Genomic DNA, 23,999 nt, shown 5'->3' on the forward strand with positions numbered 1-23,999 from the left:
CGGCCTGCTTCCAGAAGGAGACTGAAGTGATTCAGCAGGAATCCCGGCTCAAGGTGGCCGACAACACGGGTGCGAAGGAACTCCTCACCATCCGTGTGCTCGGCGGCTCCCAGCGCCGCTACGCCGGCCTCGGCGACGTCATCGTCGCGACGGTCAAGGACGCGATCCCCGGCGGCAACGTGAAGAAGGGCGATGTGGTCAAGGCCGTCATCGTCCGCACCGTGAAGGAGACCCGTCGTCCCGACGGGTCGTACATCAAGTTCGACGAGAACGCCGCGGTGATCCTCAAGAACGACGGTGACCCCCGTGGCACCCGCATCTTCGGCCCGGTGGGCCGCGAGCTGCGCGACAAGAAGTTCATGAAGATCGTCTCGCTGGCACCTGAGGTGATCTGAGAATGGCGAACATCAAGAAGGGTGACCTGGTCCAGGTCATCTCCGGCAAGAGCCAGGCCCGCGGCGGCGACCGCGGCAAGCAGGGTCGCGTCATCGAGGTCATCACGGCCGAGGACCGCGTCGTCGTGGAGGGCGTGAACTACGTCACCAAGCACGTGCGCGTCGGCCAGACCCAGCGCGGCACCAAGACCGGCGGCATCGAGACCCACGAGGCCCCGATCCACGTGTCGAACGTCGCACTCATCGACCCCGAGACGAAGAAGCCGACCCGCGTCGGCTTCCGCGTCGAGCAGGTCACCACGGACGGCGTCACCAAGACGGTCCGTGTCCGCTACGCAAAGAAGTCGGGTAAGGACATCTGATGACTGACACCACGACTGCTGCGCCGGCTGGCAAGATCCAGCCGCGCCTCAAGCAGAAGTACAAGGGCGAGATCGCCGCGACGCTCACCGAGGCCAACGGCTACGCGAACCCGCACCAGGTGCCGGGTCTCGTGAAGATCGTGGTCAACATGGGTGTCGGCGAGGCCGCGCGCGATGGCAAGATCATCGACGGCGCGATCGCCGACCTCACGAAGATCACCGGCCAGAAGCCGCAGGTCACCAAGGCCCGCAAGTCGATCGCCCAGTTCAAGCTCCGCGAGGGCCAGCCCATCGGCGCCCACGTGACGCTGCGCGGCGACCGCATGTGGGAGTTCCTCGACCGCCTGCTCTCGCTCGCCCTGCCCCGTATCCGCGACTTCCGCGGCCTCTCGGACCAGCAGTTCGACGGCACGGGCAACTACACCTTCGGCCTCACGGAGCAGAGCGTGTTCCACGAGATCGACCAGGACAAGATCGACCGCGTCCGCGGCATGGACATCACCGTGGTGACCACTGCCAAGACCGATGACGAGGGCCGCCAGCTGCTCAAGGCGCTCGGCTTCCCGTTCAAGTCGGCCGAGTCCGCCAACTGAACCCCGGATGCCGCGGGCGCGAGCCCGCGGCATCCGTTCGGCCGGTCCTCCGGCCACGGTCCGGGACATCCGTCCCGGGCGACCACCACAGGTCAGTCCCCGTGCAACGGGTCCTGAAACCTGGTGAACGATAGGAAACACACGTCATGACGATGACCGACCCGGTCGCTGACATGCTGACCCGCCTGCGGAACGCCAACTCCGCGCACCACGACACCGTGTCGATGCCGCACTCGAAGCTCAAGGGCCACATCGCGGAGATCCTCAAGAACGAGGGCTACATCGCCGGCTTCGAGGTCGCCGATGCACGCGTGGGCAAGACCCTCACGCTGTCGCTCAAGTTCGGCCCGAACCGCGAGCGCTCCATCGCCGGCATCAAGCGCGTCTCGAAGCCCGGCCTCCGCGTCTACGCGAAGTCGACCGAGCTGCCCAAGGTGCTCGGCGGCCTCGGCGTCGCGATCCTGTCCACTTCCAGCGGTCTGCTCACCGACCGCCAGGCCGAGAAGAAGGGCGTGGGTGGGGAAGTCCTCGCCTACGTGTGGTAGTTCAATGTCACGAATCGGACGACTCCCCATCGACGTCCCCGCCGGCGTCGACGTGAAGATCGACGGCTCGGCCGTCACCGTCAAGGGCCCGAAGGGCGAGCTCTCGCTCACCGTCGCCAGCCCGATCGAGGTCAAGCTCGAGGACAACCAGATCCTCGTGACCCGTCCCGACGACGAGCGCGCGTCGCGCTCGCTGCACGGCCTGACCCGCACGCTCATCGCGAACGACATCCTCGGCGTCACCCAGGGCTACTCCAAGGGCCTGGAGATCGTCGGCACGGGATACCGCGTCGCGCAGAAGGGCACGGCCGTCGAGTTCGCGCTCGGCTTCTCGCACCCGGTCACCGTCGAGGCCCCCGCGGGCATCACGCTGACGGTCGAGGGCAACAACAAGCTGACCGTCGCCGGCATCTCGAAGCAGGCCGTCGGCGAGACCGCCGCCAACATCCGCAAGATCAAGAAGCCGGAGCCGTACAAGGGCAAGGGCATCCGCTACGCCGGCGAGGTCGTGCGTCGCAAGGCCGGAAAGTCAGGTAAGTAATCATGGCTGTGAAGAGCAAGACGGCTGCGCGCTCGCGCCGCCACACCCGTCTTCGCAAGAAGATCGTCGGCACGGAGCTCCGCCCCCGTCTCGTCGTGACCCGTTCGGCCCGCCACGTCTTCGTGCAGGTCGTCGACGACAGCAAGGGCCGCACCGTGGCCAGCGCCTCGACGATGGAGGCCGACCTCCGCGCCTTCGACGGTGACAAGACCGCCAAGGCCCGCAAGGTCGGCGAGCTCGTCGCCGAGCGCGCGAAGCTCGTCGGCATCGAGTCGGTCGTCTTCGACCGCGGCGGCAACAAGTACGCCGGTCGCGTCGCCGCGATCGCCGATGGCGCGCGAGAGGCAGGGCTGAGCCTGTGAGCGACAACACTGTGAAGGAGACCGAGGTGACCACCGCAGAGGCACCCGTCGAGACGGCCGCATCCAGCGAGCCGCAGCGCAACGAGCGCGAGGGCCGCCGCGGCGGCGGTCGCGACCGTGGCCAGGGCCGCGACCGCGGCGCCCGCGACGCCGAGAAGAGCCAGTTCCTCGAGCGCGTCGTGACCATCAACCGCGTGTCGAAGGTCGTGAAGGGTGGTCGTCGCTTCAGCTTCACCGCCCTCGTGGTCGTCGGCGACGGCAACGGCCTGGTCGGCGTCGGCTACGGCAAGGCCCGCGAGGTCCCCACCGCGATCTCGAAGGGCGTCGAGGAGGCGAAGAAGAACTTCTTCCGCGTCCCGCGCGTCGGCTCGACCGTTCCCCACCCCGTCCAGGGTGAGGCGGCCGCCGGTGTCGTCCTCCTGCGTCCGGCCGCGCCGGGTACCGGTGTCATCGCCGGTGGTCCCGTCCGCGCCGTGCTCGAGTGCGCCGGCATCCACGACGTCCTGAGCAAGTCGCTCGGCTCGTCGAACACGATCAACATCGTGCACGCCACCGTCGAGGCGCTCAAGCAGCTCGAAGAGCCGCGCGCCGTCGCCGCCCGTCGTGGTCTCGACTACGACGAGGTCGCGCCGGCCCGGATCCTGCGTGCCGAGGCCCAGGCCGCCGAGGCGGCCGCCGCAGCGAAGGCAGGTGCCTGATGGCCAAGCAGCTCAAGGTGACCCAGATCAAGTCCAAGGTGAGCGAGAAGCAGTACCAGCGCGACACGCTCCGCAGCCTCGGGCTGAAGCGCATCGGCGACTCGGTGGTCCGCGAGGACACCCCGCAGAACCGCGGGTACGTCCGGACCGTCGCCCACCTCGTGAAGGTTGAGGAGATTGACTAATGGCTGACGAGAAGAACGTCGCCGAGGAGACCCCGAAGAAGGCTCCGGCCAAGAAGGCTCCGGCCAAGGCCGCCGCCGACAAGGCTCCGGCCGAGAAGGCTCCGGCGAAGAAGGCCACTGCGACCAAGGCTCCGGCCAAGGCCGCGGCGAAGAAGGATGCGTCCGCCGACGTCGTCCGCGAGCCCGTGCTGAAGGTGCACCACCTCCGCCCGGCCGCCGGCGCGAAGAAGGACAAGACCCGCGTCGGTCGCGGTGAGGGTTCGAAGGGCAAGACCGCCGGTCGCGGCACCAAGGGCACCAAGGCCCGCAACACGGTGCGCCCCGGCTTCGAGGGCGGGCAGCTCCCGTACCACATGCGTGCGCCGAAGCTCCGCGGCTTCAAGAACCCGTTCCGGGTCGAGTACCAGGTGGTCAACCTCGACAAGCTGGCCGAGCTGTACCCGAAGGGCGGCGACGTCACCGTCGCCGACCTCGTGGCCAAGGGCGCCGTTCGCAAGAACGAGCGCGTCAAGGTCCTCGGCAACGGCGACATCCAGGTCAAGCTGACCGTTGCGGTCGACAAGGTCTCCGGCTCGGCCGAGCAGAAGATCGTGGCGGCCGGCGGCTCGGTCAAGTAAGACCGATCGCACCACCCGAGTTCGAGCCTGTCGGGACCTCGCGTATGATTCACGGGGGTCTCGACAGGCTCGAGCCGCATCAAGCAATGACTCCATGACGGAGCCAACAGGAGGACGAGTGTTCAACGCCATCGGGCGCATCTTCCGTACGCCGGATCTTCGACGGAAGCTCGGATTCACCCTGGGCATCGTCGCCCTCTTCCGACTCGGCTCGTTCATCCCGGCACCGTTCGTCGACTTCACGAACGTCCAGGCGTGTCTCGCCTCGACGCAGGGGGCCTCCGGCCTCTACGAGCTCGTCAACGTGTTCTCGGGCGGCGCGCTGCTGCAGCTGTCGATCTTCGCGCTGGGCATCATGCCCTACATCACGGCGTCGATCATCATCCAGCTCCTGCGCGTCGTGATCCCCCACTTCGAGACCCTCTACAAGGAGGGCCAGTCGGGCCAGGCGAAGCTCACGCAGTACACCCGCTACCTGACCATCGCCCTCGGCGTGCTCCAGTCGACCACCCTGATCACGGTCGCCCGCTCGGGCGCGCTGTTCAGCGGCGCCTCGGCCCCCGAGTGCTCGCAGCTCATCACGAACGACGCCTGGTACGCCATCCTGCTCATGGTCATCACCATGACCGCCGGCACCGGCCTCATCATGTGGATGGGCGAGCTCATCACCGAGCGCGGCATCGGCAACGGCATGTCGCTCCTCATCTTCACGTCGATCGCCGCGACCTTCCCCGGCTCGCTCTGGGCGATCGCCACCACCAAGGGCTTCGACACCTTCGCGGTCGTGCTCGCGATCGGCCTCCTCATCGTCGTGGCGGTCGTGTTCGTCGAGCAGTCGCAGCGGCGCATCCCGGTGCAGTACGCCAAGCGCATGGTGGGCCGCCGCACCTACGGCGGCAACAACACGTACATCCCGATCAAGGTCAACATGGCGGGCGTCGTGCCGGTCATCTTCGCCTCGTCGCTGCTGTACCTGCCGGCCCTGATCGCGCAGTTCAACCAGCCCGCCGCCGGCGAGGAGCCGCAGGCCTGGGTCGTCTGGATCCAGAACTACCTGACCAAGGGCGACCACCCGCTCTACATGCTGCTGTACTTCCTGCTCATCGTCGGGTTCACCTACTTCTACGTGGCGATCACGTTCAACCCGGACGAGGTCTCCGAGAACATGAAGAAGTACGGCGGCTTCATCCCCGGCATCCGTGCCGGTCGCCCGACGGCCGAGTACCTCGACTACGTGCTCACGCGCATCACCCTCCCGGGCTCGATGTACCTCGGCGTGATCGCGTTGATCCCGCTGATCGCCTTCGCGGCGGTCGGGGCGAACCAGAACTTCATGTTCGGCGGCACGTCGATCCTGATCATCGTGGGCGTCGGCCTCGAGACGGTGAAGCAGATCGATGCGCAGCTCCAGCAGCGTCACTACGAAGGACTTCTCCGATGACGGCTCCCGCACGTTCCGCCCGCTTCCTCATCGTCGGCCCGCAGGGCTCCGGCAAGGGGACCCAGGGCGTGCTCGTGGCGGAGGCCTTCGGTGTCCCGCAGGTGTCGACCGGAGACATCTTCCGGGCCAATATCTCGGGCGGCACCGAGCTGGGCAAGCGCGTCCAGTCGATCATCGAGGCCGGTGACCTCGTCCCCGACGAGCTCACCAGCGAGCTGGTGCGCGACCGCCTGGCGCAGGCCGACGCGGCCGAGGGCTTCCTGCTCGACGGCTACCCCCGCAACCGCGGCCAGGTCGGCGACCTCGAGGACTTCCTCGCCGGTCGCGGGGAGTCCCTCGACGCGGTGATCGAGCTCGACGTGCCGCGCGAGGAGTCGATCGCCCGCATCAGCCAGCGCGCCATCGAGCAGGGCCGTACCGACGACACCGAGGACGTCATCGCGAACCGCCTCGCCATCTACGAGCGGGAGACGGCGCCGATCCTCGACGTCTACCGCGCGCAGGGCATCGTGGTCCGCATCGACGGCGTCGGCTCGCTGGCCGAGGTCACCGCGCGGATCTTCGAGGCGCTCGCCGTCCGCGGCCTCGCACCGGCCCACCCGGGTCGCGGCGCCGCCTGATCCGGTGTTCCGCAAGTCGATCTACAAGTCGCCGTCCCAGCTGCGGGCCATGGTGCCCGCCGGGACGGCGACGGCGGCGGCCCTCGCCGAGGCGCGGCGGCTGCTGCAGGTCGGCGCGACGCCGCTCGAACTCGATGCGGCCGCCGAGCGCGTGATCGTCGAGCACGGCGGCCGGTCGAACTTCCAGCTCGTGCCGGGCTACCGGCACACGCTCTGCGTGTCGGTCGACGACGACGTGGTGCACGGCATCCCGGGCGACCGGCCGTTCGGGCCGGGCGACATCGTCTCGGTCGACGGCGGCGCCGAGGTCGACGGATGGAACGGCGACTCTGCGTTCACGGTCGTGCTCCCCGATCCCGAGCGCCCCGAACTGGTGGCGACCCGCACCGAGCTCGCCCGGGTGACCGAGCGGTCGCTGTGGGTCGGCGTCGCGGCGCTCGCGCGGGCGAAGCACCTCAACGAGGTCGGTGCCGCGATCGAGGACTACGTGCGCGGCGAGGGCGAGTACGGCATCCTCCGCGACTACGTCGGCCACGGCATCGGGCGGACCATGCACGAGGAGCCCCCGGTGTTCAACTACCGGGTGAACCGGCGCGGCGCCGAGGTGCGTCCGGGCCTCGTCGTCGCCATCGAGCCCATGATCGTCGGCGGGTCGATCGCGACGTTCATCCAGGACGACGACTGGACGGTCACCACCGAGGACGGTGCCGATGCGGCGCACGTCGAGCACTCGGTCGCCGTCCACGAGGGCGGCGTCTGGGTGCTCACCGCCGAGGACGGCGGCGCCGCGGCGCTCGCGGAGTTCGGCATCGTGCCCGTCCCGATCGCCTGACCGGCGACTCGGGGTCTCCCCGATCGGATGCCCGCGTTAGGGTGAACAGGGAACACGGCGATGGCGGGGGCGCAGAGCATGTCGGGGACGCGGGACTGGTCGGGGGTGCAGGTCGACGCGACCTGCGGTGACGCGGCGGGGGAATGCGTTCCCACGCCCGGGCCGGCTGCGGGGGCAGTCGCATGAGCACGATCCGGGGCGTCGGCATCGGGCAGGGCGTGGTCGTCGGTCCGGTGGCGCGCATGGCCGACCCGCTTCCCGAACCGGCCGACGCGGCGAGCACCGTCGGGGCCGCGGCCGAGGTCGAGCGGGCGCGGGTCTCGCTCGGCGCGGTCGCCGAGGACCTGCGCTCGCGCGGTGCGGCGGTCGGCGGGACGGCGAAGGACGTGCTCGAGGCGCAGGCGCTGATGGCGCAGGACCCGACGCTCATCGCGGACGTCGACGGCCGGATCGGCACCGGCAGGACCGCCGAGCGCGCGGTGCACGAGGCGTTCGCCGCCTATCGCGACCTCCTCGCCGGCATGGGCGGGTACCTGGGGGAGCGCGCCGCCGACCTCGACGACGTGTCGCAGCGCGTGGTCGCCCACCTGTCCGGGCTTCCCGCGCCCGGGGTGCCGGATCCGGGGCATCCGTTCGTGCTCGTCGCGCGCGACCTCGCGCCGGCCGACACCGCACTGCTCGACCTGGGCCGGGTCCTCGCGATCGTCACCGCCGAGGGCGGACCGACGAGCCACACGGCGATCCTGGCCCGCGAGCAGGGGCTCGTGGCGGTCGTGGGGGCGCCCGGGGCATCCGACCTCGCCGACGGCGACCTGGTGATCGTCGACGCGGAGCGCGACGTGGTGGTGCGCGAGCCGTCCGCCGCCGAGCAGGACGACGCCCGCCGCCGGGCCGCCGAGCGCGAGGCGCTCGCGACCGCGCCGATCACGCCGGGGGCCCTCGCGGACGGCACACCCGTGCCGCTCCTGGCGAACCTCGGCTCGGCCGACGCCGCGGACGCCGCGGTGCGGCTCGGGGCGGAGGGCGTCGGCCTCTTCCGGACCGAGTTCCTCTTCCTCGATCGGGCGACGGCGCCCACCGTCGACGAGCAGCGCGAGGAGTACGCGCGGCTGCTGGCCGCGTTCCCCGGCCGCAAGGTCGTGGTGCGGGTGCTCGATGCCGGCGCCGACAAGCCGCTCGCCTTCCTGAACGACGCCGACGAGGAGAACCCGGCGCTCGGGCTGCGCGGCATCCGCTCGCTGCGCGCGCACGAGGGCGTGCTGCGCGACCAGCTCGCGGCCCTGGCCGGGGCGGATGCCGCGACCGATGCGGAGCTGCAGGTGATGGCCCCGATGGTGGCCACCGTCGAGGAGGCGCGCTACTTCGCGGGGCTCGCACGGGAGCACGGCATCGCGGTCGCGGGCGTGATGGTCGAGACCCCGTCGGCCGCGCTCATCGCCGACCGGGTGCTCGCCGCGTGCGACTTCGCGTCGATCGGCACGAACGACCTGACGCAGTACACGATGGCCGCCGACCGGCTCCTGGGCTCGGTGGCGCACCTGCAGAGCCCGTGGCATCCCGCGGTCCTCCGGCTCGTCGCCGAGGTCGGCGAGGCGGGCCGGGACCTCGGCAAGCCGGTCGGGATCTGCGGCGAGGCCGCGGCCGACCCGCTGCTCGCGGTCGTGCTCGTCGGGCTCGGCGCGACGACCCTCTCGATGTCGGCGACCGCGCTCGCCGACGTGCGAGCATCGCTCATGCGCTTCGACCGGGCGGATGCCTCGGCGATCGCTGCGGTCGCGCTCGAGGCCGACGGCGCCGACGAGGCCCGGGCCGCGGCGCGGGCCGAGGCGGACCGGCGGCGACCGCCCGCATGATCGCGGCGCGCGGTCGTGCGGCGCGCGGTCGTGCGGTGCGCCGAGCGGGGGCGCTCGGGCTGACTGGCGATTCGCGATCGGATCGCCTATAGTAGACCCTTGGTGTGTTGCACGCCAGCTTCGGCCTGCCCCTCGGGGTGCGTCGGAGCGTGCACCATCATCGCACGACCGACAACCACCACCCCAAAGCGATAGTGAGGCTATGGCCAAGAAAGACGGTGTCATCGAGATCGAGGGATCGGTCATCGAAGCGCTCCCGAACGCCATGTTCCGCGTCGAGCTGACCAACGGCCACAAGGTGCTTGCCCACATCTCGGGCAAGATGCGGCAGCACTACATCCGCATCCTCCCGGAGGACCGCGTGATCGTCGAGCTCAGCCCGTACGACCTGACCCGCGGCCGCATCGTCTACCGCTACAAGTAACGGCTCGTCGGAAAGTAACGGCCCGCGGCACCTCGCGGGCACGAAGACAGCGAACGAAGGAAACACGACTGTGAAGGTCAACCCCAGCGTCAAGCGCATCTGCGACAAGTGCAAGGTCATCCGCCGCCACGGCCGCGTGATGGTCATCTGCGAGAACCCGCGCCACAAGCAGCGCCAGGGCTAGTCGCCGCGCCGACGCACTGAAACCGGCACTTCCACGAACCCGACGCGCTGAGCGCGGCGGGGGACACCCTCGGACGGAGGCCGAGGCACCGGAAGTGCTCCACACCTCCACTCACTCACAGGAGAAGCCAACATGGCACGTCTGGCAGGAGTCGACATCCCGCGCGAGAAGCGCGTGGAGATCGCACTGACCTACATCTACGGCGTCGGCCGCACTCGCGCGCTGCAGACGCTCGCGGAGACCGGCATCGACGGGAACATCCGCGTCAAGGACCTGAGCGACGACCAGCTCGTCGCCCTCCGCGACTACATCGAGGGCAACTACAAGGTTGAGGGCGACCTCCGCCGCGAGGTGGCCGCCGACATCCGCCGCAAGGTCGAGATCGGCTCGTACGAGGGCCTCCGCCACCGTCGTGGTCTCCCGGTCCGCGGTCAGCGCACCAAGACCAACGCTCGTACCCGCAAGGGCCCGAAGCGCACCGTCGCCGGCAAGAAGAAGCCCGGCCGCAAGTAACCGCTCGTTCGCCAGTCTCAGGAGATTCGAAGAAAAATGGCAGCACCCAAGGCGGCTACTCGCAAGCCGCGCAAGAAGGACAAGAAGAACATCGCCGTGGGCCAGGCCCACATCAAGTCGACGTTCAACAACACCATCGTGTCGATCACCGACACGACCGGTGCCGTGATCAGCTGGGCGTCGTCCGGCGGCGTCGGCTTCAAGGGCTCGCGCAAGTCGACCCCGTTCGCCGCGCAGCTCGCCGCCGAGTCGGCCGCGCGCCAGGCGCAGGAGCACGGCATGAAGAAGGTCGACGTCTTCGTCAAGGGCCCGGGCTCGGGCCGCGAGACCGCGATCCGCTCGCTCCAGGCCGCCGGCCTCGAGGTCGGCAGCATCAACGACGTGACGCCGCAGGCGCACAACGGCTGCCGTCCGCCGAAGCGCCGCCGCGTCTAACGCTCCGCGCCGGTCGGGCAGGGCGGGCGGCGCGTGACGCGCGCTCCGGGACATCCGGAGCCGTGTCCGCAGCCGCCGCCCTGCGCGGCCGGTTCGACGTTCTCACAACTCAAGATCCCGCAACTCGCAGGTGTCATATAGCGGACACCCTGCCGAAAGGAATCCAAACGTGCTGATCGCACAGCGTCCGACGCTCACCGAAGAGAACATCTCGGAGTTCCGTTCGCGTTTCGTGATCGAGCCCCTCGAGCCGGGCTTCGGTTACACCCTGGGCAACTCGCTCCGTCGCACCCTCCTCTCCTCGATCCCCGGCGCAGCCGTGACGAGCATCCGCATCGACGGCGTGCTCCACGAGTTCACGACCGTCCCGGGCGTGAAGGAGGACGTGACTGAGATCATCCTCAACATCAAGAACCTGGTCGTCTCCAGCGAGCACGACGAGCCCATCACCGCCTACCTGCGCAAGCAGGGCGGCGGCGAGGTCACCGCGGCCGACATCTCGGCTCCGGCCGGCGTCGAGGTGCACAACCCCGAGCTGGTCATCGCGACGCTCAACGACTCGGCGAAGTTCGAGCTCGAGCTCACGATCGAGCGCGGCCGCGGCTACGTGTCCGCCTCGCAGAACCGCGCCGAGTACGCCGAGGCCGGCCAGATCCCGGTCGACTCGATCTACTCGCCGGTGCTCAAGGTCACCTACCGCGTGGAGGCCACGCGTGCGGGCGAGCGCACCGACTTCGACCGCCTCGTGGTCGACGTCGAGACCAAGCCCGCCATCTCGCCGCGCGACGCGATCGCCTCGGCCGGCCGCACGCTCACCGAGCTGTTCGGCCTCGCCCGCGAGCTGAACACCGCGGCCGAGGGCATCGAGATCGGCCCGGCTCCGGTCGACGCCCTCGTCTCGAGCGAGCTCTCGATCCCGATCGAGGACCTCGACCTGTCGGTCCGTTCGTACAACTGCCTCAAGCGCGAGGGCATCAACACGGTGTCCGAGCTCGTCGCCCTGAGCGAGTCGCAGCTGATGAACATCCGCAACTTCGGCCAGAAGTCGGTCGACGAGGTCAAGGACAAGCTCACCGAGATGGGCCTGTCGCTGAAGGACTCGGTCCCCGGCTTCGACGGCGCCCACTTCTACACGGGCTTCGACGACGAGAACTAGTCCGTAGCGCCGGACACACACCCCACTACCTGGAGACAGAACCATGCCGAAGCCCACCAAGGGTCCCCGCCTCGGAGGCGGTCCCGCGCACGAGCGCCTGCTGCTCGCCAACCTCGCGGCCGCCCTGTACACGCACGAGCGCATCACGACGACCGAGACCAAGGCCAAGCGCCTCCGTCCGCTCGCCGAGCGCCTCATCACCTTCGCCAAGCGCGGCGACCTGCACGCGCGTCGTCGCGTGCTCGCCGTGATCGGCGACAAGGCGGTCGTGCACAAGCTGTTCGCCGAGATCGCGCCGCAGGTGGCCGACCGCGACGGCGGCTACACCCGCATCACCAAGATCGGCAACCGCAAGGGCGACAACGCCCCCATGGCGGTCATCGAGCTCGTGCTCGAGCCGGTCGTGAAGAAGCAGCGCGCCGCGAAGCCCGCCGCCGAGGCCCCCGTGGCCGAGGCGCCGGTCGAGGAGCCCGCCGCCGAGGAGGTCGTGACCGAGGCCGAGGCCCAGGTCGACGAGGCCGCCGGCGCCGAGGCCACCGAGGCCGAGGCTCCCGCCGAGGAGTCGGTCGAGGAGACCGCCGAGGCCAAGTAGTCTCGTCTCGCGTTCCGCGTGAAGGCCCCCGGGTGCAGTCGCACCCGGGGGCCTTCGCCGTTCCCGGGGGCGTGCGCCCCGCCCCGTAGGCTTGGGGCATGCCCGAGCCGGATCCCGAGACCGTCGCGTCGCCCGACGACCTCGTGCGGGTGCGCCTCGGCATCGCCTACGACGGCACCTCGTTCAGCGGCTGGAGCCGCCAGCCGGGGCTCCGCACCGTGCAGGGGGTGCTCGAGGAGGCGTTCGGCACCCTCTTCCGTCGCGCCGGGGTCGCACCGTGGCTGACCGTCGCGGGGCGCACCGACGCCGGCGTGCACGCCACCGGCCAGGTCGCGCACGTCGACCTGCCGATCGCGGCGCTGGCGGACGTCACGCGCCCGAAGCGCGGCGCGGTCGAGGGCCCGCCGGCGGTTGACCCGGCCGCCGTGCTCAAGAAGCGGATCAACGGCATCCTCGGATCGCGCGACGCGGACGTCGTGCTCACCGGCGTCGCGCTCGCGCCCGCGGGGTTCGACGCGCGCTTCTCGGCCTCGTGGCGCCGATACGAGTACCGGATCGCGGACGCGGCGGCGGTCCACGACCCCCTGCAGCGGCTCCGCACGGTGTGGCATCCGCGCTCGCTCGACTCCGCCGCCATGGACGCGGCTGCGCGGTCGCTGCTCGGCCTGCGCGACTTCGCCGCGTACTGCAAGCCGCGCGAGGGGGCGACCACGATCCGTACCCTGCAGGCGTTCGGATGGGCTCGCGGCGCCGACAGGGTGCTCACGGCGAGCCTCCAGGCCGACGCGTTCTGCCACTCGATGGTGCGGGCGCTGGTGGGCGCGTGCGTCGCGGTCGGCGAGGGGCGGCTGGGCCCCGAGGAGCCCGAGGCGTTGCTGCACGCGGCCGAGCGCACGAGCGCATTCGTGGTGATGCCCGCGAGGGGACTGGTGCTCACCGAGGTCGGGTACCCGCCGGACGACGAGCTCGAGCAGCGGGCCACGCTCACCCGCGCCCGGCGCGAATTGCACGTCGACGGGGTCGTCGGCTAAGCTGTTTCTTTGGTGCCGTCGTCTGCGTCGGCGCCCGAAGTTGAGCCCTCCACCGTGGCGTTCGGCCGGCATCGCCGGCGAACACCCATCGGAGTGGGATTCACGAACCCCTCACTCGATAGAAAGCAGCACTCCCGTGACGCGCACCTACACCCCGAAGCAGAGCGAGATCCAGCGCGACTGGCTCGTCATCGACGCGACCGACATCGTGCTCGGCCGCCTCGCCAGCCAGTCCGCAGCGCTCCTGCGCGGCAAGCACAAGGCGATCTTCGCGAACCACGTCGACACCGGCGACTTCGTGATCATCGTCAACGCCGACAAGGTGGCCCTCACCGGCCAGAAGCTCGAGCAGAAGAAGGCCTACCGCCACTCCGGCTACCCGGGCGGCCTCAAGGCCGTCGGCTACGCCGAGCTCCTCGAGAAGAACCCCGTCCGCGCCGTCGAGAAGGCGATCCGCGGCATGCTCCCGAAGAACTCGCTCGGCCGCCAGCAGCTCAAGAAGCTGAAGGTCTACGCCGGCCCGGAGCACCCGCACGCGGCTCAGCAGCCGAAGCCGTTCACCCTCACCCAGGTCGCCCAGTAAGCACCGGCGAAGACGCGAAAAAAGGACTCAGAACCACCATGGCGAAGATCGCAGACCAGTTCGAAGGCGCTCCCGAGAGCTACACGACCGAGAGCGCCCCGGCGGCGGCTCCGGCCACCCCCCGTCCCGTCCTCAACGTCTCGGGTGCGGCCGTCGGCCGCCGCAAGCAGGCCATCGCCCGCGTGCGCGTCGTCCCGGGCGCCGGCACCATCAAGGTGAACGGCCGCGAGTTCTCGGACTACTTCCCGAACAAGCTGCACCAGCAGCTCATCACCGACCCGTTCACCGTGCTCGAGCTCACCGGCTCGTACGACGTGATCGCGCGCATCACCGGCGGCGGCCCCTCGGGCCAGGCCGGCGCGCTGCGCCTCGCGATCGCGCGTGCGCTCAACGAGATCGACCGCGAGAACAACCGTCCGACCCTCAAGAAGGCCGGCTTCCTCACCCGTGACGCCCGCGTCATCGAGCGCAAGAAGGCCGGTCTCAAGAAGGCCCGCAAGGCTCCCCAGTTCTCGAAGCGCTAGTCTTCGGAATCCTGGATGCCTCGGCTCTTCGGAACCGACGGGGTCCGGGGCCTGGCCAACCGTGAACTCACGGCTGACCTGGCCCTGGGCCTCGCCCAGGCGGCTGCTGCCGTCCTCACCCAGGGGCGCCACGCCGACGAGCTCCGCGCGGCGGGTCGGCGCCCGGTGGGCGTCGTCGCCCGCGACCCCCGCGTGTCCGGCGAGTTCCTCTCCGCCGCGGTCGCGGCAGGCCTCGCCTCGAGCGGCGTCGACGTGCTCGACGCCGGCGTCATCCCCACGCCCGCGACCGCGTTCCTGATCGACTCCATCAAGGCCGACTTCGGCGTGATGGTGTCGGCGTCGCACAACCCCGCTCCCGACAACGGGATCAAGTTCTTCTCCTTCGGCGGCACGAAGCTCCCCGACGAGGTCGAGGACCGCATCGAGTCGTACCTCGGGCGGCAGAAGCTCGCCCCGGTCGGCGGCGGCGTCGGACGCATCCGCCGCTTCGCCGACGCCGAGGACCGCTACGTGGTCCACCTGCTCGGCACCCTGCCGAACCGGCTCGACGGCCTCAAGATCGTGCTCGACTGCGCGCACGGCGCCGCCGCGGGCGTCTCGCCCGAGACCTTCCGCGACGCCGGGGCCGAGGTGGTCGTCATCGGCGCCGACCCCGACGGCATCAACATCAACGACGGCGTCGGCTCCACCCACCTCGGGCCGCTGCGGGCCGCCGTGGTCGAGCACGGCGCCGACCTGGGCATCGCCCACGACGGCGACGCCGATCGCTGCCTGGCCGTCGACGCCGACGGCAACGTCATCGACGGCGACCGCATCATGGCGATCCTCGCGATCGCGATGCAGGAGCGCGGCTCGCTCACCGACGACACGCTCGTCGTCACGGTGATGTCGAACCTTGGCCTGAAGAAGGCCATGGCCGCGCACGGCATCCGCGTCATCGAGACCAAGGTCGGCGACCGCTACGTGCTCGAGGCGCTCGCCGAGCACGGCCTCGCCCTGGGCGGGGAGCAGTCGGGCCACGTGATCATGAGCGAGTTCGCCACCACTGGCGACGGCGTGCTCACCGGCCTGCACCTGGCCGCGGAGGTCGCCCGCACCGGCAAGACGCTGGCCGAGCTTGCCTCCGTGATGGCCGTGTTCCCGCAGGTGCTCGTGAACGTGCGCGACGTCGACCACCACGCCATGGCCGACGATGAGGCGATCGCGGCGGCGGTCGCCGCCGTCGAGGTGGAACTCGGCGACTCGGGCCGGGTCCTGCTCCGTCCGTCGGGCACCGAGCCGATGGTGCGCGTCATGGTCGAGGCATCCGAGCAGGAGATCGCCGACCGCCACGCGAACGACCTCGCCGCGATCGTGCGGGAGCGCCTCGGTCGCTGACCGGGGTGCCCCGCGCCCGACTCAGAGCTTGCGGAGCAGCACGTTCGAGACGGTGTGGTCGGAGTCCTTGCGCAGCACCAGCGACGCGCGGGAGCGCGTCGGCCGGATGTTCTGCAGCAGGTTCGGCTCGTTGATCGACCGCCAGATCTCCCGCGACCGGGCGCGCGCGTCGTCCTCCGACAGCGACGCGAACCGGTGGAAGTACGAGTTCGGGTTCGCGAACGCGCCGCGCTGCAGCTTCAGAAACCGCTCCTCGTACCAGCGCGCGATGTCGCTCGTGCGCGCGTCGACGTAGATCGTGAAGTCGAACAGGTCGCTCACCGCGAGGCGGTGACCGGGCCCGGGCGGCTGGAGCACGTTGAGCCCCTCGACGATGAGCACGTCGGGCCGGCGCACGATGACCTGGGCGTCGGGCACGATGTCGTACGCGAGGTGCGAGTAGAACGGGGCGACGACCTCGGCGGCACCGGCCTTCACCTCGCTGACGAAGCGCAGCAGGCCGCGCCGGTCGTACGACTCGGGGAAGCCCTTCCGGCCCATGAGGCCCCGGCGCTCGAGCTCGGCGTTCGGGAACAGGAAGCCGTCGGTGGTGACGAGCTCCACGCGGGGCGTGTGCTCCCAGCGCGCGAGGAGTTCGCGCAGCAGGCGCGCGATGGTCGACTTGCCGACCGCGACCGAGCCGGCGACGCCGATCACGAACGGCGTCGACTCGATGCGCTCGCGGAGGAACTCGCTGGTGACCCGGTGCAGCGTCTTCGCGCCGCCGACGTAGAGGTTCAGCAGGCGCGACAGCGGGAGGTACACCTCGGCGACCTCGCGGAGGTCGAGCGGCTCGCCGAGGCCGCGGAGCTGGACCACCTCGGTCTCGCTGAGCGGCGTCGGCAGGGAGGGCGCGAGCGCCGCCCAGTCCGCCCGATCGAGTTCGATGAACGGGGAGATCTGCGCGGCATGCGACGAAGATGACGGGGCCGGCACGTCCCAGAGTCTACCGACGGAGCAGGAGGCGACGGATCGCGACCGCCGTGGGCGCCGGGTAGGTCGGCAGCGCTCGTGGCGGGTGTGGAGGTGGGCGCCGGTAGCATCGACCGCATGTGTGGAATCGTGGGATACGTCGGCGAACGCTCGAGCATCGACGTCCTGATGGGCGGTCTTCGCCGCCTCGAGTACCGCGGATACGACTCCGCGGGCGTGGCCGTGATCGACGCCGCGGGCGACCTCGAGACGGCCAAGCGCGCCGGCCGGCTGCAGGTGCTCGCCGATGAACTCGCCGCGAACCCGCTGCAGCCCGGGGGCACCGGCATCGGCCACACCCGCTGGGCGACGCACGGCGGCCCGACCGACCGGAACGCCCACCCGCACCTGGCCGACGAGGGGCGCCTCGCGCTCATCCACAACGGCATCATCGAGAACTTCGCCGACCTGAAGGCCGAGCTCGCGGCCGCCGGCTACGAGTTCGCGAGCGAGACCGACACCGAGGTCGCCGCCGTGCTGCTCGGCCGCGAGGTCCGCGCGGGCGGCGGCCTGGTCGAGGCGTTCCGGCGCACGGTCAACCGGCTCGAGGGCGCGTTCACGCTCCTCGCCGTGCACCGCGACGAGCCGGGCCTCGTCGTGGGCGCCCGTCGCAACTCGCCGCTGGTCATCGGCCTCGGCGACGGCGAGAACTTCCTGGGGTCGGATGTCGCGGCCTTCGTCGAGTACACGAAGCGCGCCGTGGCGATCGGCCAGGACCAGATCGTGGCCATCACGGCCGAGGGCGTCACGGTCACCGACTTCGCTGGCGAATCGGTCGAGGTCGAGCCCTTCGAGGTCGCCTGGGACGTAGCGGCCGCGGAGAAGGGCGGCTGGTCGTCGTTCATGCGCAAGGAGGTGTCCGAGCAGCCCGAGGCCGTCGCGAACACCGTGCGCGGCCGGGTGGTCGACGGGCACGTCTCCATCCCCGAGCTCGCGGGCTTCACCGACGAGGCGCTGCGGGACATCCGCCGCATCGTCGTCATCGCCTGCGGCACCGCGTCGTACGCCGGCCAGGTCGGGAAGTACGCGATCGAGCAGTGGGCGCGCGTGCCGGTCGAGGTCGAGCTGAGCCACGAGTTCCGCTACCGGGAGCCGGTGCTGGCCGACGACGTGCTCGTCGTCTCGATCAGCCAGTCCGGCGAGACCATGGACACGCTGATGGCCGTGAAGTACGCCCGCGAGCAGGGCGCGCGCACCATATCGGTGTGCAACACCCAGGGTGCGACGATCCCGCGCGAGTCCGACGCGGTGGTCTACACGCACGCCGGGCCCGAGGTCGCCGTCGCGTCCACGAAGGCGTTCGTGGCGCAGGTCACCGCCCTGTACCTGTTCGGCCTCCACCTGGCGCGCGTGCGCGGCACCCTGGACGACACGGCGATCGCCGCGAACCTCGCGGAGCTGCAGTCGATCCCGGAGAAGCTGGGCGAGGTGCTCGAGGAGGCGGAGAAGGTCGCGCAGCTCGCGCACTGGATGGCCGACACGCGCTCGGTGCTCTTCCTCGGCCGGCACGTGGGCTACCCGATCGCGCTCGAGGGTGCGCTGAAGCTGAAGGAGCTCGCGTACATCCACGCCGAGGGCTTCGCGGCCGGCGAGCTCAAGCACGGCCCGATCGCGCTGATCGACCACGGCCAGCCGGTCTTCGTGATCCTCCCGAGCCCGCGCGGCTCGGCGACGCTGCACGCCAAGGTGGTCTCGAACATCCAGGAGATCCGCGCGCGCGGCGCCCGCGTGATCGCGATCGCCGAGGCGGGCGACGCCGCGGTGCTGCCGTTCGCCGACGAGGTCATCCGCATCCCGATCGCTGCCCCCCTGTTCGAGCCACTGCTGGCCGTCGTGCCGCTGCAGGTGTTCGCGATGGAGTTGGCGGAAGCCAAGGGCCTCGACGTCGACCAGCCGCGCAATCTGGCGAAGTCGGTCACGGTCGAGTGATGGCCGTGCAACCGGCGGAAGGCGGCGAGGCGCGGTGATCATCGGCATCGGCATCGACGTGGTCGACATCGCCCGGTTCGAGCGCACGCTGGCGCGGACGCCGGCCCTGCACGACCGCCTGTTCGCCGAGAGCGAACGTGATCGGCCGGCGCGCTCGCTCGCCGCCCGGTTCGCGGCGAAGGAGTCGCTCATCAAGGCGCTCGGCGGACGCGCCGACGTGAACTTCCACGACATGGTCGTGGTGCAGGACGACCTCGGGAACCCCGACTTCCGGCTCTCCGGCGAGCTGGCGCGCCACCTCGAGCGACTCGGGGTGGACCGCGTGCACCTGTCGATGAGCCACGACGCCGGCATCGCGAGCGCATTCGTCGTGCTCGAGGCGACCGGTCCCACCCCGGAGCCGCAGCCATGACCGCTCCCGACCGCCCGTTCCGCGAAGCCGTGATCGACCTCGCCGCCGTCGCCGACAACATCCGGACGATCGCCGGCCGCGTCGCCCCGGCCGAGGTCATCGCGGTCGTGAAGGCCGACGCGTACGGCCACGGCGCGGTGCCCGTGGCGCGAGCCGCCCTCGCCGCAGGCGCGTCCCGCCTCGGCGTCGCCGACCTCGACGAGGCGCTCGCGCTCCGCGACGCCGGCGTCGACGCGCCGATCGTCGCCTGGCTGCACGACCCGTTCGCCGACTTCCGCCCCGCGATCGCCGGCGGCGTCGAGCTCGGCGCCTCCAGCCTCGACCAGCTCGAGCGGATCGCCGCGCAGGCGGGCGACCGCCGGGCCGCCGTCCACCTGAAGATCGACACCGGCCTGAGCCGCAACGGCGTGCCCGAGGCCGAGTGGCCCGCGGTCGTCGCCCGCGCCGCGGAGCTCGAGCGCGACGGGCGCATCGAGGTCGTCGGCGTGTTCAGCCACTTCGCGAACACCTCGCGCGAGGCGGATGCCTCCCAGCTGGCGGTCTTCGAGCGGGCGCTCGCCGCGGCGACCGAGGCCGGGCTGCGCCCGCGGTTGCGCCACATCGCCTCCTCCGAGCAGGCCCTGCGCGACCCGTCGTCTCGCTACGACGCGGTGCGCATCGGCATCGGGATGTACGGGCTGACGCCCTTCGGCGACGGCACGACCTGCACCGACCTCGGGCTCCGGCCGGTCATGACGCTGCGCGCGCGGGTCGCCGCGGTGCGACGGGTCGACGCCGGTGCGGGCGCCTCCTACGGGCACCTCTGGCACGCCGACCGGCCGACCACCCTGGCGCTCGTCCCGCTCGGCTACGCCGACGGCATCCCGCGCCATGCGACCGGCGGCGGCGCCGAGGTGCTGCTCGGCGGCCGGCGCCGGCCCGTCGTCGGCCGCATCGCGATGGACCAGTTCATCGTCGACGTCGGCGACGACTCGGTCGAGGTCGGCGACGAGGTCGTCGTCTTCGGCGACCCGGCCACGGGTGCGCCGACGGCCGACGACTGGGCCGAGGCATCCGGCACCATCGGCTACGAGGTCGTGACGCGGATCGGACCGCGGGTGCGACGCACCCCGGCCGGCGACGCGGCCGCCGCGAACGAGGCGGCCGAGGCGGCCGACGGCTCCGTCCCGGAGGCGGGCGCGTGAGCGAGCGGCTCGAGGTCGCCGACGCCGACGGCATGGAGGCCCTCGGCCGTGAGCTCGGGCGGATGCTCCGGGCCGGCGACCTCGTCGTGCTGACGGGTCCGCTCGGCGCGGGCAAGACGACGCTCACCCGCGGCATCGGCGACGGCCTGCAGGTGCGCGGACCGGTGCAGTCCCCGACGTTCGTGCTGGCGCGCACCCACCCCAGCCTCGTCGGCGGCGCGGCGCTCGTGCACGTCGACGCCTACCGGCTCGGCACGGCGGCCGAGCTGGAGGACCTCGACCTCGACTTCGCCCGCTCGGTCGTCGTGGCCGAGTGGGGCGCCGGCCTCATCGACGACGCGGCCGACAGCCGGCTCGAGGTCGTCATCGAGCGGCGGGTCGGCGGCGGGCCCGCGGGGAACGGTGCCGGCGGCGACGCCGAGGGGCACCCGGCGTTCGCCGACCCCGACGATGAGCTCGACGCCGACGAGCTCGACGCCGACGAGCCGCGCACGGTCACCCTGACCGGCCATGGGCCGCGCTGGGCGGGCACGCGCTACGCCGCGGACGCGGCCGGCGGCGGGGCATCCGACACCGCCTAGGCTGGAAGCATGCTCCTCGCGATCGACACGTCGACCGGCACGAGCGTCGCCGTGGTCGACCGCGACGGCGGCGTGCTCGCCGAGGTCGCGAGCGACGACCCGATGCGGCACGCCGAGGCCATCGGCACGCAGATCCGCGACGCGCTGGCCGCCGCGGGGGTCGCGCCCTCCGAGCTCTCCGGCGTCGCGGCCGGCATGGGCCCGGGCCCGTTCACCGGCCTCCGCGTCGGCATCGCCGCCGCCCACGCCTTCGCGCTCGGCATCGGCCGCCCGTTCGTGCCGGTCGTCAGCCACGACGCCGTCGCCTGGACCTGGTACCGCGACGGCGGCACCGGGCCACTCCAGGTCGTCACCGACGCCCGGAGGCGCGAGTCCGCCGTCTCCGACTACGACGGCCTCGACGCGGACGGCCTGCCGGTGCGCGTCGAGGGTCCCCGGCTCACGCCCCGCGACGCGGTTCCGGATGCCCCGGGCACGCGGCTCGACGCCACGGTCGTGCCGGCCGGGGGAGTGGGCATGGTCGCCGAGTTCGCCTACGCCGCCGGGCGGCTGCCGCTCACGGCCGACGAGCCGCTGTACCTGCGGGCCCCCGACGTGACGCCGCCGGCCCCCGGCAAGCGGGTGACGCAGTGAGCCTCATGCTCCGCCGGGCGTCCATCGACGACCTCGACGCGATCATGGTGCTCGAACGCTCGACCTTCACGGACGACGCGTGGCCGGAGGACGCCATGCGCCGGGAGCTCCTCGGCGAGCACGGCTTCTACCTCGTGGTCGTCGACGACGGCGATCCGGCCGCGGTGCTCGGCTACGCCGGGCTCCTCGCCGCCGCCGGGGGCGGGCAGGGCGACATCCAGACGATCGCGGTGGACCCCGGGCGGCGGGGCCACGGCGTCGGGCGCGCGCTCATGACGACCCTCATCGACGAGGCCCGTCGCCGCGGCGCCGACGAGGTGTTCCTCGAGGTGCGGGCCGACAACCCCGTCGCCCGCGGGCTCTACGCGTCGCTCGGGTTCCTCGAGATCGGCGTCCGTCGCCGGTACTACCGCGGCGGCATCGACGCGATCCACATGAAGCTCGACGTCCCGCCGGCCGTCGCCGCACCGGCGGCCTCGTCGGTCGGCGGGCTCGTCCCGGGCGTGCCGCCCGCTGCCGAGGCCGGCGTCGACGTCACGGAAGGTCCCGAGGGATGAACCGCTCCGCCCCGCTCGTGCTCGGCATCGAGACGTCCTGCGACGAGACCGGCGTCGGCATCGTCCGCGGCACCGACCTGCTCGCGAACACGATCGCGTCCTCGATGGAGGAGCATGCCCGGTACGGCGGCGTCGTCCCCGAGGTCGCCGCGCGGGCGCACCTGGAGGCGCTCGGGCCGTCGATCCGGGCGGCGCTCGCCGAGGCATCCGTCACCCTCGACGAGGTCGACGCGGTCGCCGTGACCAGCGGCCCCGGGCTCGCCGGCGCGCTGATGGTCGGCGTGGGCGCCGCGAAGGCGCTCGCGCTGTCGCTCGACGTGCCGCTGTACGGCGTGAACCACCTCGTCGGCCACGTGGGGGCCGACCTGCTCGACGACCGGGCGCCGCTCGAGACGCCGACCGTCGCCCTGCTCGTGTCGGGCGGGCACACGTCGCTGCTGCTCGTGCGCGACCTCGTCTCCGACGTGGAACTCCTCGGCGAGACGATCGACGACGCCGCGGGGGAGGCCTTCGACAAGGTCGCCCGCCTGCTCGGGCTGCCGTACCCCGGAGGTCCGGAGATCGACCGGGCCGCCATCGGCGGCGACCCCGCCGCGATCCGGTTCCCGCGCGGACTCACGCTGCCGAAGGACCTCGCGCGGCACCGGTACGACTTCAGCTTCTCCGGGCTGAAGACCGCCGTCGCACGCTGGGTGGAGCGCGCCGAGGCGGCCGGCGAGCCCGTGCCGCTGGCCGACGTCGCCGCGAGCTTCCGCGAGGCCGTCGTCGACGTGCTCGTCGGCAAGGCGATCGCCGCGTGCACCGACCTGGGCGTGCCCCGCCTGCTCCTCGGCGGCGGCGTGGTGGCGAACGCGCGGCTGCGCGAGGTCGCCGCCGAACGGGCCGCGGCCGCCGGGGTCTCGCTGCGCATCCCGCCGCTCTCGCTCTGCACCGACAACGGCGCCATGATCGCCGCGCTCGGGGCGAAGCTCATCATGGCCGGGGCCGAGCCGTCGGGGCTCGGGTTCGGTGCCGATTCGACCCTTCCGGTGACCGACATCCGCGTGTGACGCCCGGCTGCCGGGCCCCCGCCGCGCCCCTCGCGCCCGCGCGCGACGGCGCGGTATGGTGAACCCAACAGCACCGGGATGCCGCGCCATCCGGCCGCCGTCGCGCCATCGCGCGGCGGGCATCCGACGAAGAGGGGACTCCGACCGTGACCGATCCGAATACGCCCGACCAGACCGGCGAGCAGCCGGCCGCGCCGGTTCCCCCCGCCCCGCCGGCGGCGCCGGAGCCTCCGGCGTACTCGCCGCCCGCGGCCCCCGCCGCCCCGGCGTACGAGCCGCCCGCCGCGCCGGCGTACACGCCGCCGGCCGCGCCGGCAGCGCCCGCCGCGCCGGCAGCGCCCGCCTACGAGGCGCCCGCCGCACCCGCGTACGCCGCCGCGCCGCCGCCTCCCGCAGCCCCGGCCTACGGTGCGCCCGCATACGGTGCGCCCGCCTACGGCACCCAGCCGGCCGCGCCGAAGACCAACGTCCTGGCGATCGTGTCGCTCGTGTCGGCGTTCTTCATCTCGCTGGCCGCCATCATCACCGGGCACATCGCGCTCAACCAGATCAAGAAGACGGGTGAGGGCGGGCGCGGCCTGGCCATCGCCGGCCTGGTGCTCGGCTACATCGGCCTGGTCGTCGGCATCATCCTGGTCATCTTCTGGATCGTGGCGCTCTCGATCGCCGCGAGCTACGGCACCTACACCACGTACTGAGCGAGCACGTGACGGGCGATCCCATGACCGATCGCGAGGGGGTTCCGCCCATCGGCGGGACCCCCGACCGTCTCCGGTCGGC

The 23,999-nt window shown here is 71.6% G+C and carries 32 protein-coding genes; 31 read left to right on the plus strand and 1 reads right to left on the minus strand.

Annotated elements, in window-relative coordinates:
• Positions 1-26 precede the first annotated feature (26 nt).
• From rplN to glmM, 23 genes are all read left to right on the plus strand, one after another.
• Positions 27-395 carry a 50S ribosomal protein L14 gene (gene rplN, locus ACGGZK_RS08485; protein ID WP_121477573.1) on the plus strand — a complete coding sequence of 123 codons (369 nt, stop codon included), beginning with the start codon at positions 27-29 and terminating at the stop codon, positions 393-395.
• Positions 396-397: 2 nt separating this feature from the next.
• Positions 398-757: a 50S ribosomal protein L24 gene (rplX, locus tag ACGGZK_RS08490; protein ID WP_395245826.1), complete on the plus strand. Its 360-nt coding sequence runs from the start codon at positions 398-400 to the stop codon at positions 755-757.
• Positions 757-1,350, plus strand: a complete 594-nt coding sequence (gene rplE / locus ACGGZK_RS08495) for a 50S ribosomal protein L5 (protein WP_395245827.1) — start codon at positions 757-759, stop codon at positions 1,348-1,350. Before rplX ends, rplE begins: the two co-directional genes overlap by 1 nt.
• A 146-nt stretch (positions 1,351-1,496) precedes the next feature.
• Positions 1,497-1,895 carry a 30S ribosomal protein S8 gene (rpsH, locus tag ACGGZK_RS08500; RefSeq protein WP_395245828.1) on the plus strand — a complete coding sequence of 133 codons (399 nt, stop codon included), beginning with the start codon at positions 1,497-1,499 and terminating at the stop codon, positions 1,893-1,895.
• Positions 1,896-1,899: 4 nt separating this feature from the next.
• Entirely contained in the window at positions 1,900-2,436 is a 537-nt protein-coding gene (rplF, locus tag ACGGZK_RS08505; protein WP_395245829.1) for a 50S ribosomal protein L6, read from the plus strand.
• Positions 2,437-2,438: 2 nt separating this feature from the next.
• Entirely contained in the window at positions 2,439-2,798 is a 360-nt protein-coding gene (rplR, locus tag ACGGZK_RS08510) for a 50S ribosomal protein L18 (protein WP_395245830.1), read from the plus strand.
• 26 nt (positions 2,799-2,824) lie between these two features.
• Positions 2,825-3,496 (plus strand): 30S ribosomal protein S5, encoded by a 672-nt coding sequence (gene rpsE / locus ACGGZK_RS08515; RefSeq protein WP_395245831.1) that lies wholly within the window; start codon positions 2,825-2,827, stop codon positions 3,494-3,496.
• Entirely contained in the window at positions 3,496-3,681 is a 186-nt protein-coding gene (rpmD, locus tag ACGGZK_RS08520; RefSeq protein ID WP_121477567.1) for a 50S ribosomal protein L30, read from the plus strand. The genes rpsE and rpmD overlap by 1 nt, the downstream gene beginning before the upstream one ends.
• Positions 3,681-4,298, plus strand: a complete 618-nt coding sequence (gene rplO / locus ACGGZK_RS08525) for a 50S ribosomal protein L15 (protein WP_395245832.1) — start codon at positions 3,681-3,683, stop codon at positions 4,296-4,298. Before rpmD ends, rplO begins: the two co-directional genes overlap by 1 nt.
• Positions 4,299-4,416: 118 nt before the next feature.
• Positions 4,417-5,739, plus strand: coding sequence for a preprotein translocase subunit SecY (secY, locus tag ACGGZK_RS08530; RefSeq protein ID WP_395245833.1), 1,323 nt, complete (start codon positions 4,417-4,419; stop codon positions 5,737-5,739).
• Positions 5,736-6,359, plus strand: coding sequence for an adenylate kinase (locus ACGGZK_RS08535; protein ID WP_395245834.1), 624 nt, complete (start codon positions 5,736-5,738; stop codon positions 6,357-6,359). The genes secY and ACGGZK_RS08535 overlap by 4 nt, the downstream gene beginning before the upstream one ends.
• 4 nt (positions 6,360-6,363) lie before the next feature.
• Entirely contained in the window at positions 6,364-7,191 is an 828-nt protein-coding gene (gene map / locus ACGGZK_RS08540; protein WP_395245835.1) for a type I methionyl aminopeptidase, read from the plus strand.
• A gap of 182 nt (positions 7,192-7,373) precedes the next feature.
• Positions 7,374-9,044: a phosphoenolpyruvate--protein phosphotransferase gene (gene ptsP / locus ACGGZK_RS08545; protein ID WP_395245836.1), complete on the plus strand. Its 1,671-nt coding sequence runs from the start codon at positions 7,374-7,376 to the stop codon at positions 9,042-9,044.
• Between the two features lie 202 nt (positions 9,045-9,246).
• Complete coding sequence (infA, locus tag ACGGZK_RS08550) at positions 9,247-9,468, plus strand: translation initiation factor IF-1 (RefSeq protein WP_011186713.1); 222 nt, start codon at positions 9,247-9,249, stop codon at positions 9,466-9,468.
• A gap of 70 nt (positions 9,469-9,538) precedes the next feature.
• The gene (gene rpmJ / locus ACGGZK_RS08555; protein ID WP_056734976.1) at positions 9,539-9,652 is read left to right on the plus strand and encodes a 50S ribosomal protein L36; all 114 of its coding nucleotides are present in this window, start codon (positions 9,539-9,541) and stop codon (positions 9,650-9,652) included.
• 132 nt (positions 9,653-9,784) lie between these two features.
• Positions 9,785-10,165, plus strand: coding sequence for a 30S ribosomal protein S13 (gene rpsM / locus ACGGZK_RS08560; RefSeq protein ID WP_395245837.1), 381 nt, complete (start codon positions 9,785-9,787; stop codon positions 10,163-10,165).
• Positions 10,166-10,201: 36 nt separating this feature from the next.
• Positions 10,202-10,600: a 30S ribosomal protein S11 gene (gene rpsK / locus ACGGZK_RS08565; protein WP_395245838.1), complete on the plus strand. Its 399-nt coding sequence runs from the start codon at positions 10,202-10,204 to the stop codon at positions 10,598-10,600.
• 169 nt (positions 10,601-10,769) lie between these two features.
• Positions 10,770-11,756, plus strand: coding sequence for a DNA-directed RNA polymerase subunit alpha (locus ACGGZK_RS08570; RefSeq protein WP_395245839.1), 987 nt, complete (start codon positions 10,770-10,772; stop codon positions 11,754-11,756).
• Positions 11,757-11,799: 43 nt separating this feature from the next.
• Positions 11,800-12,348, plus strand: a complete 549-nt coding sequence (gene rplQ, locus ACGGZK_RS08575; protein ID WP_395245840.1) for a 50S ribosomal protein L17 — start codon at positions 11,800-11,802, stop codon at positions 12,346-12,348.
• A gap of 98 nt (positions 12,349-12,446) precedes the next feature.
• Entirely contained in the window at positions 12,447-13,379 is a 933-nt protein-coding gene (locus ACGGZK_RS08580) for a tRNA pseudouridine synthase A (protein WP_395245841.1), read from the plus strand.
• Positions 13,380-13,515: 136 nt separating this feature from the next.
• Positions 13,516-13,962: a 50S ribosomal protein L13 gene (gene rplM, locus ACGGZK_RS08585; RefSeq protein ID WP_395245842.1), complete on the plus strand. Its 447-nt coding sequence runs from the start codon at positions 13,516-13,518 to the stop codon at positions 13,960-13,962.
• 38 nt (positions 13,963-14,000) lie between these two features.
• On the plus strand, positions 14,001-14,486 hold the full coding sequence (gene rpsI / locus ACGGZK_RS08590) for a 30S ribosomal protein S9 (protein ID WP_395245843.1): 486 nt from the start codon (positions 14,001-14,003) through the stop codon (positions 14,484-14,486).
• Between the two features lie 15 nt (positions 14,487-14,501).
• Positions 14,502-15,863 carry a phosphoglucosamine mutase gene (gene glmM / locus ACGGZK_RS08595; protein ID WP_395245844.1) on the plus strand — a complete coding sequence of 454 codons (1,362 nt, stop codon included), beginning with the start codon at positions 14,502-14,504 and terminating at the stop codon, positions 15,861-15,863.
• Between the two features lie 21 nt (positions 15,864-15,884).
• Here glmM and coaA read toward each other — a convergent pair whose 3' ends face one another.
• Positions 15,885-16,838 (minus strand): type I pantothenate kinase, encoded by a 954-nt coding sequence (gene coaA / locus ACGGZK_RS08600; protein ID WP_395245845.1) that lies wholly within the window; start codon positions 16,836-16,838, stop codon positions 15,885-15,887.
• A gap of 114 nt (positions 16,839-16,952) precedes the next feature.
• On the opposite strand from coaA, the gene glmS reads away from it, so the two are divergent.
• The 8 genes from glmS to ACGGZK_RS08640 all read left to right on the plus strand — a co-directional run bounded on the left by glmS (position 16,953) and on the right by ACGGZK_RS08640 (position 23,917).
• Positions 16,953-18,803 (plus strand): glutamine--fructose-6-phosphate transaminase (isomerizing), encoded by a 1,851-nt coding sequence (gene glmS / locus ACGGZK_RS08605; protein WP_395245846.1) that lies wholly within the window; start codon positions 16,953-16,955, stop codon positions 18,801-18,803.
• Between the two features lie 34 nt (positions 18,804-18,837).
• Positions 18,838-19,215 (plus strand): holo-ACP synthase, encoded by a 378-nt coding sequence (locus ACGGZK_RS08610; protein WP_395245847.1) that lies wholly within the window; start codon positions 18,838-18,840, stop codon positions 19,213-19,215.
• The gene (gene alr / locus ACGGZK_RS08615) at positions 19,212-20,399 is read left to right on the plus strand and encodes an alanine racemase (protein WP_395245848.1); all 1,188 of its coding nucleotides are present in this window, start codon (positions 19,212-19,214) and stop codon (positions 20,397-20,399) included. The genes ACGGZK_RS08610 and alr overlap by 4 nt, the downstream gene beginning before the upstream one ends.
• A gap of 32 nt (positions 20,400-20,431) precedes the next feature.
• A complete protein-coding gene (gene tsaE / locus ACGGZK_RS08620) occupies positions 20,432-20,980 on the plus strand; it encodes a tRNA (adenosine(37)-N6)-threonylcarbamoyltransferase complex ATPase subunit type 1 TsaE (RefSeq protein WP_395246054.1) in 549 nt (182 codons plus the stop codon).
• Between the two features lie 9 nt (positions 20,981-20,989).
• Positions 20,990-21,613 (plus strand): tRNA (adenosine(37)-N6)-threonylcarbamoyltransferase complex dimerization subunit type 1 TsaB, encoded by a 624-nt coding sequence (tsaB, locus tag ACGGZK_RS08625; RefSeq protein WP_395245849.1) that lies wholly within the window; start codon positions 20,990-20,992, stop codon positions 21,611-21,613.
• A 5-nt stretch (positions 21,614-21,618) separates the two neighbouring features.
• Positions 21,619-22,170, plus strand: a complete 552-nt coding sequence (gene rimI, locus ACGGZK_RS08630) for a ribosomal protein S18-alanine N-acetyltransferase (protein ID WP_395246055.1) — start codon at positions 21,619-21,621, stop codon at positions 22,168-22,170.
• On the plus strand, positions 22,167-23,219 hold the full coding sequence (gene tsaD, locus ACGGZK_RS08635; protein ID WP_395245850.1) for a tRNA (adenosine(37)-N6)-threonylcarbamoyltransferase complex transferase subunit TsaD: 1,053 nt from the start codon (positions 22,167-22,169) through the stop codon (positions 23,217-23,219). The genes rimI and tsaD overlap by 4 nt, the downstream gene beginning before the upstream one ends.
• Before the next feature lie 146 nt (positions 23,220-23,365).
• A complete protein-coding gene (locus ACGGZK_RS08640) occupies positions 23,366-23,917 on the plus strand; it encodes a DUF4190 domain-containing protein (protein ID WP_395245851.1) in 552 nt (183 codons plus the stop codon).
• The last annotated feature ends 82 nt before the right edge of the window (positions 23,918-23,999 follow it).

This window comes from Agromyces sp. MMS24-K17, assembly GCF_043950245.1.
Taxonomy (GTDB): domain Bacteria; phylum Actinomycetota; class Actinomycetes; order Actinomycetales; family Microbacteriaceae; genus Agromyces.

What these genes read in the sequence shown, in the direction of transcription:
- rpsI (WP_395245843.1), top strand. Translation starts at nt 14,001, where the DNA reads ATGGCGAAGATCGCAGACCAGTTCGAAGGCGCTCCCGAGAGCTACACG.
- glmM (WP_395245844.1), top strand. Translation starts at nt 14,502, where the DNA reads ATGCCTCGGCTCTTCGGAACCGACGGGGTCCGGGGCCTGGCCAACCGT.
- tsaE (WP_395246054.1), top strand. Translation starts at nt 20,432, where the DNA reads ATGGAGGCCCTCGGCCGTGAGCTCGGGCGGATGCTCCGGGCCGGCGAC.
- glmS (WP_395245846.1), top strand. Translation starts at nt 16,953, where the DNA reads ATGTGTGGAATCGTGGGATACGTCGGCGAACGCTCGAGCATCGACGTC.
- alr (WP_395245848.1), top strand. Translation starts at nt 19,212, where the DNA reads ATGACCGCTCCCGACCGCCCGTTCCGCGAAGCCGTGATCGACCTCGCC.
- ACGGZK_RS08535 (WP_395245834.1), top strand. Translation starts at nt 5,736, where the DNA reads ATGACGGCTCCCGCACGTTCCGCCCGCTTCCTCATCGTCGGCCCGCAG.
- rplX (WP_395245826.1), top strand. Translation starts at nt 398, where the DNA reads ATGGCGAACATCAAGAAGGGTGACCTGGTCCAGGTCATCTCCGGCAAG.
- tsaB (WP_395245849.1), top strand. Translation starts at nt 20,990, where the DNA reads ATGCTCCTCGCGATCGACACGTCGACCGGCACGAGCGTCGCCGTGGTC.
- rpmD (WP_121477567.1), top strand. Translation starts at nt 3,496, where the DNA reads ATGGCCAAGCAGCTCAAGGTGACCCAGATCAAGTCCAAGGTGAGCGAG.
- ACGGZK_RS08580 (WP_395245841.1), top strand. Translation starts at nt 12,447, where the DNA reads ATGCCCGAGCCGGATCCCGAGACCGTCGCGTCGCCCGACGACCTCGTG.
- rplR (WP_395245830.1), top strand. Translation starts at nt 2,439, where the DNA reads ATGGCTGTGAAGAGCAAGACGGCTGCGCGCTCGCGCCGCCACACCCGT.
- tsaD (WP_395245850.1), top strand. Translation starts at nt 22,167, where the DNA reads ATGAACCGCTCCGCCCCGCTCGTGCTCGGCATCGAGACGTCCTGCGAC.
- rplF (WP_395245829.1), top strand. Translation starts at nt 1,900, where the DNA reads ATGTCACGAATCGGACGACTCCCCATCGACGTCCCCGCCGGCGTCGAC.
- rimI (WP_395246055.1), top strand. Translation starts at nt 21,619, where the DNA reads ATGCTCCGCCGGGCGTCCATCGACGACCTCGACGCGATCATGGTGCTC.
- rplO (WP_395245832.1), top strand. Translation starts at nt 3,681, where the DNA reads ATGGCTGACGAGAAGAACGTCGCCGAGGAGACCCCGAAGAAGGCTCCG.
- rplQ (WP_395245840.1), top strand. Translation starts at nt 11,800, where the DNA reads ATGCCGAAGCCCACCAAGGGTCCCCGCCTCGGAGGCGGTCCCGCGCAC.
- rpsH (WP_395245828.1), top strand. Translation starts at nt 1,497, where the DNA reads ATGACGATGACCGACCCGGTCGCTGACATGCTGACCCGCCTGCGGAAC.
- rpsM (WP_395245837.1), top strand. Translation starts at nt 9,785, where the DNA reads ATGGCACGTCTGGCAGGAGTCGACATCCCGCGCGAGAAGCGCGTGGAG.
- rplE (WP_395245827.1), top strand. Translation starts at nt 757, where the DNA reads ATGACTGACACCACGACTGCTGCGCCGGCTGGCAAGATCCAGCCGCGC.
- ptsP (WP_395245836.1), top strand. Translation starts at nt 7,374, where the DNA reads ATGAGCACGATCCGGGGCGTCGGCATCGGGCAGGGCGTGGTCGTCGGT.
- infA (WP_011186713.1), top strand. Translation starts at nt 9,247, where the DNA reads ATGGCCAAGAAAGACGGTGTCATCGAGATCGAGGGATCGGTCATCGAA.
- rpsK (WP_395245838.1), top strand. Translation starts at nt 10,202, where the DNA reads ATGGCAGCACCCAAGGCGGCTACTCGCAAGCCGCGCAAGAAGGACAAG.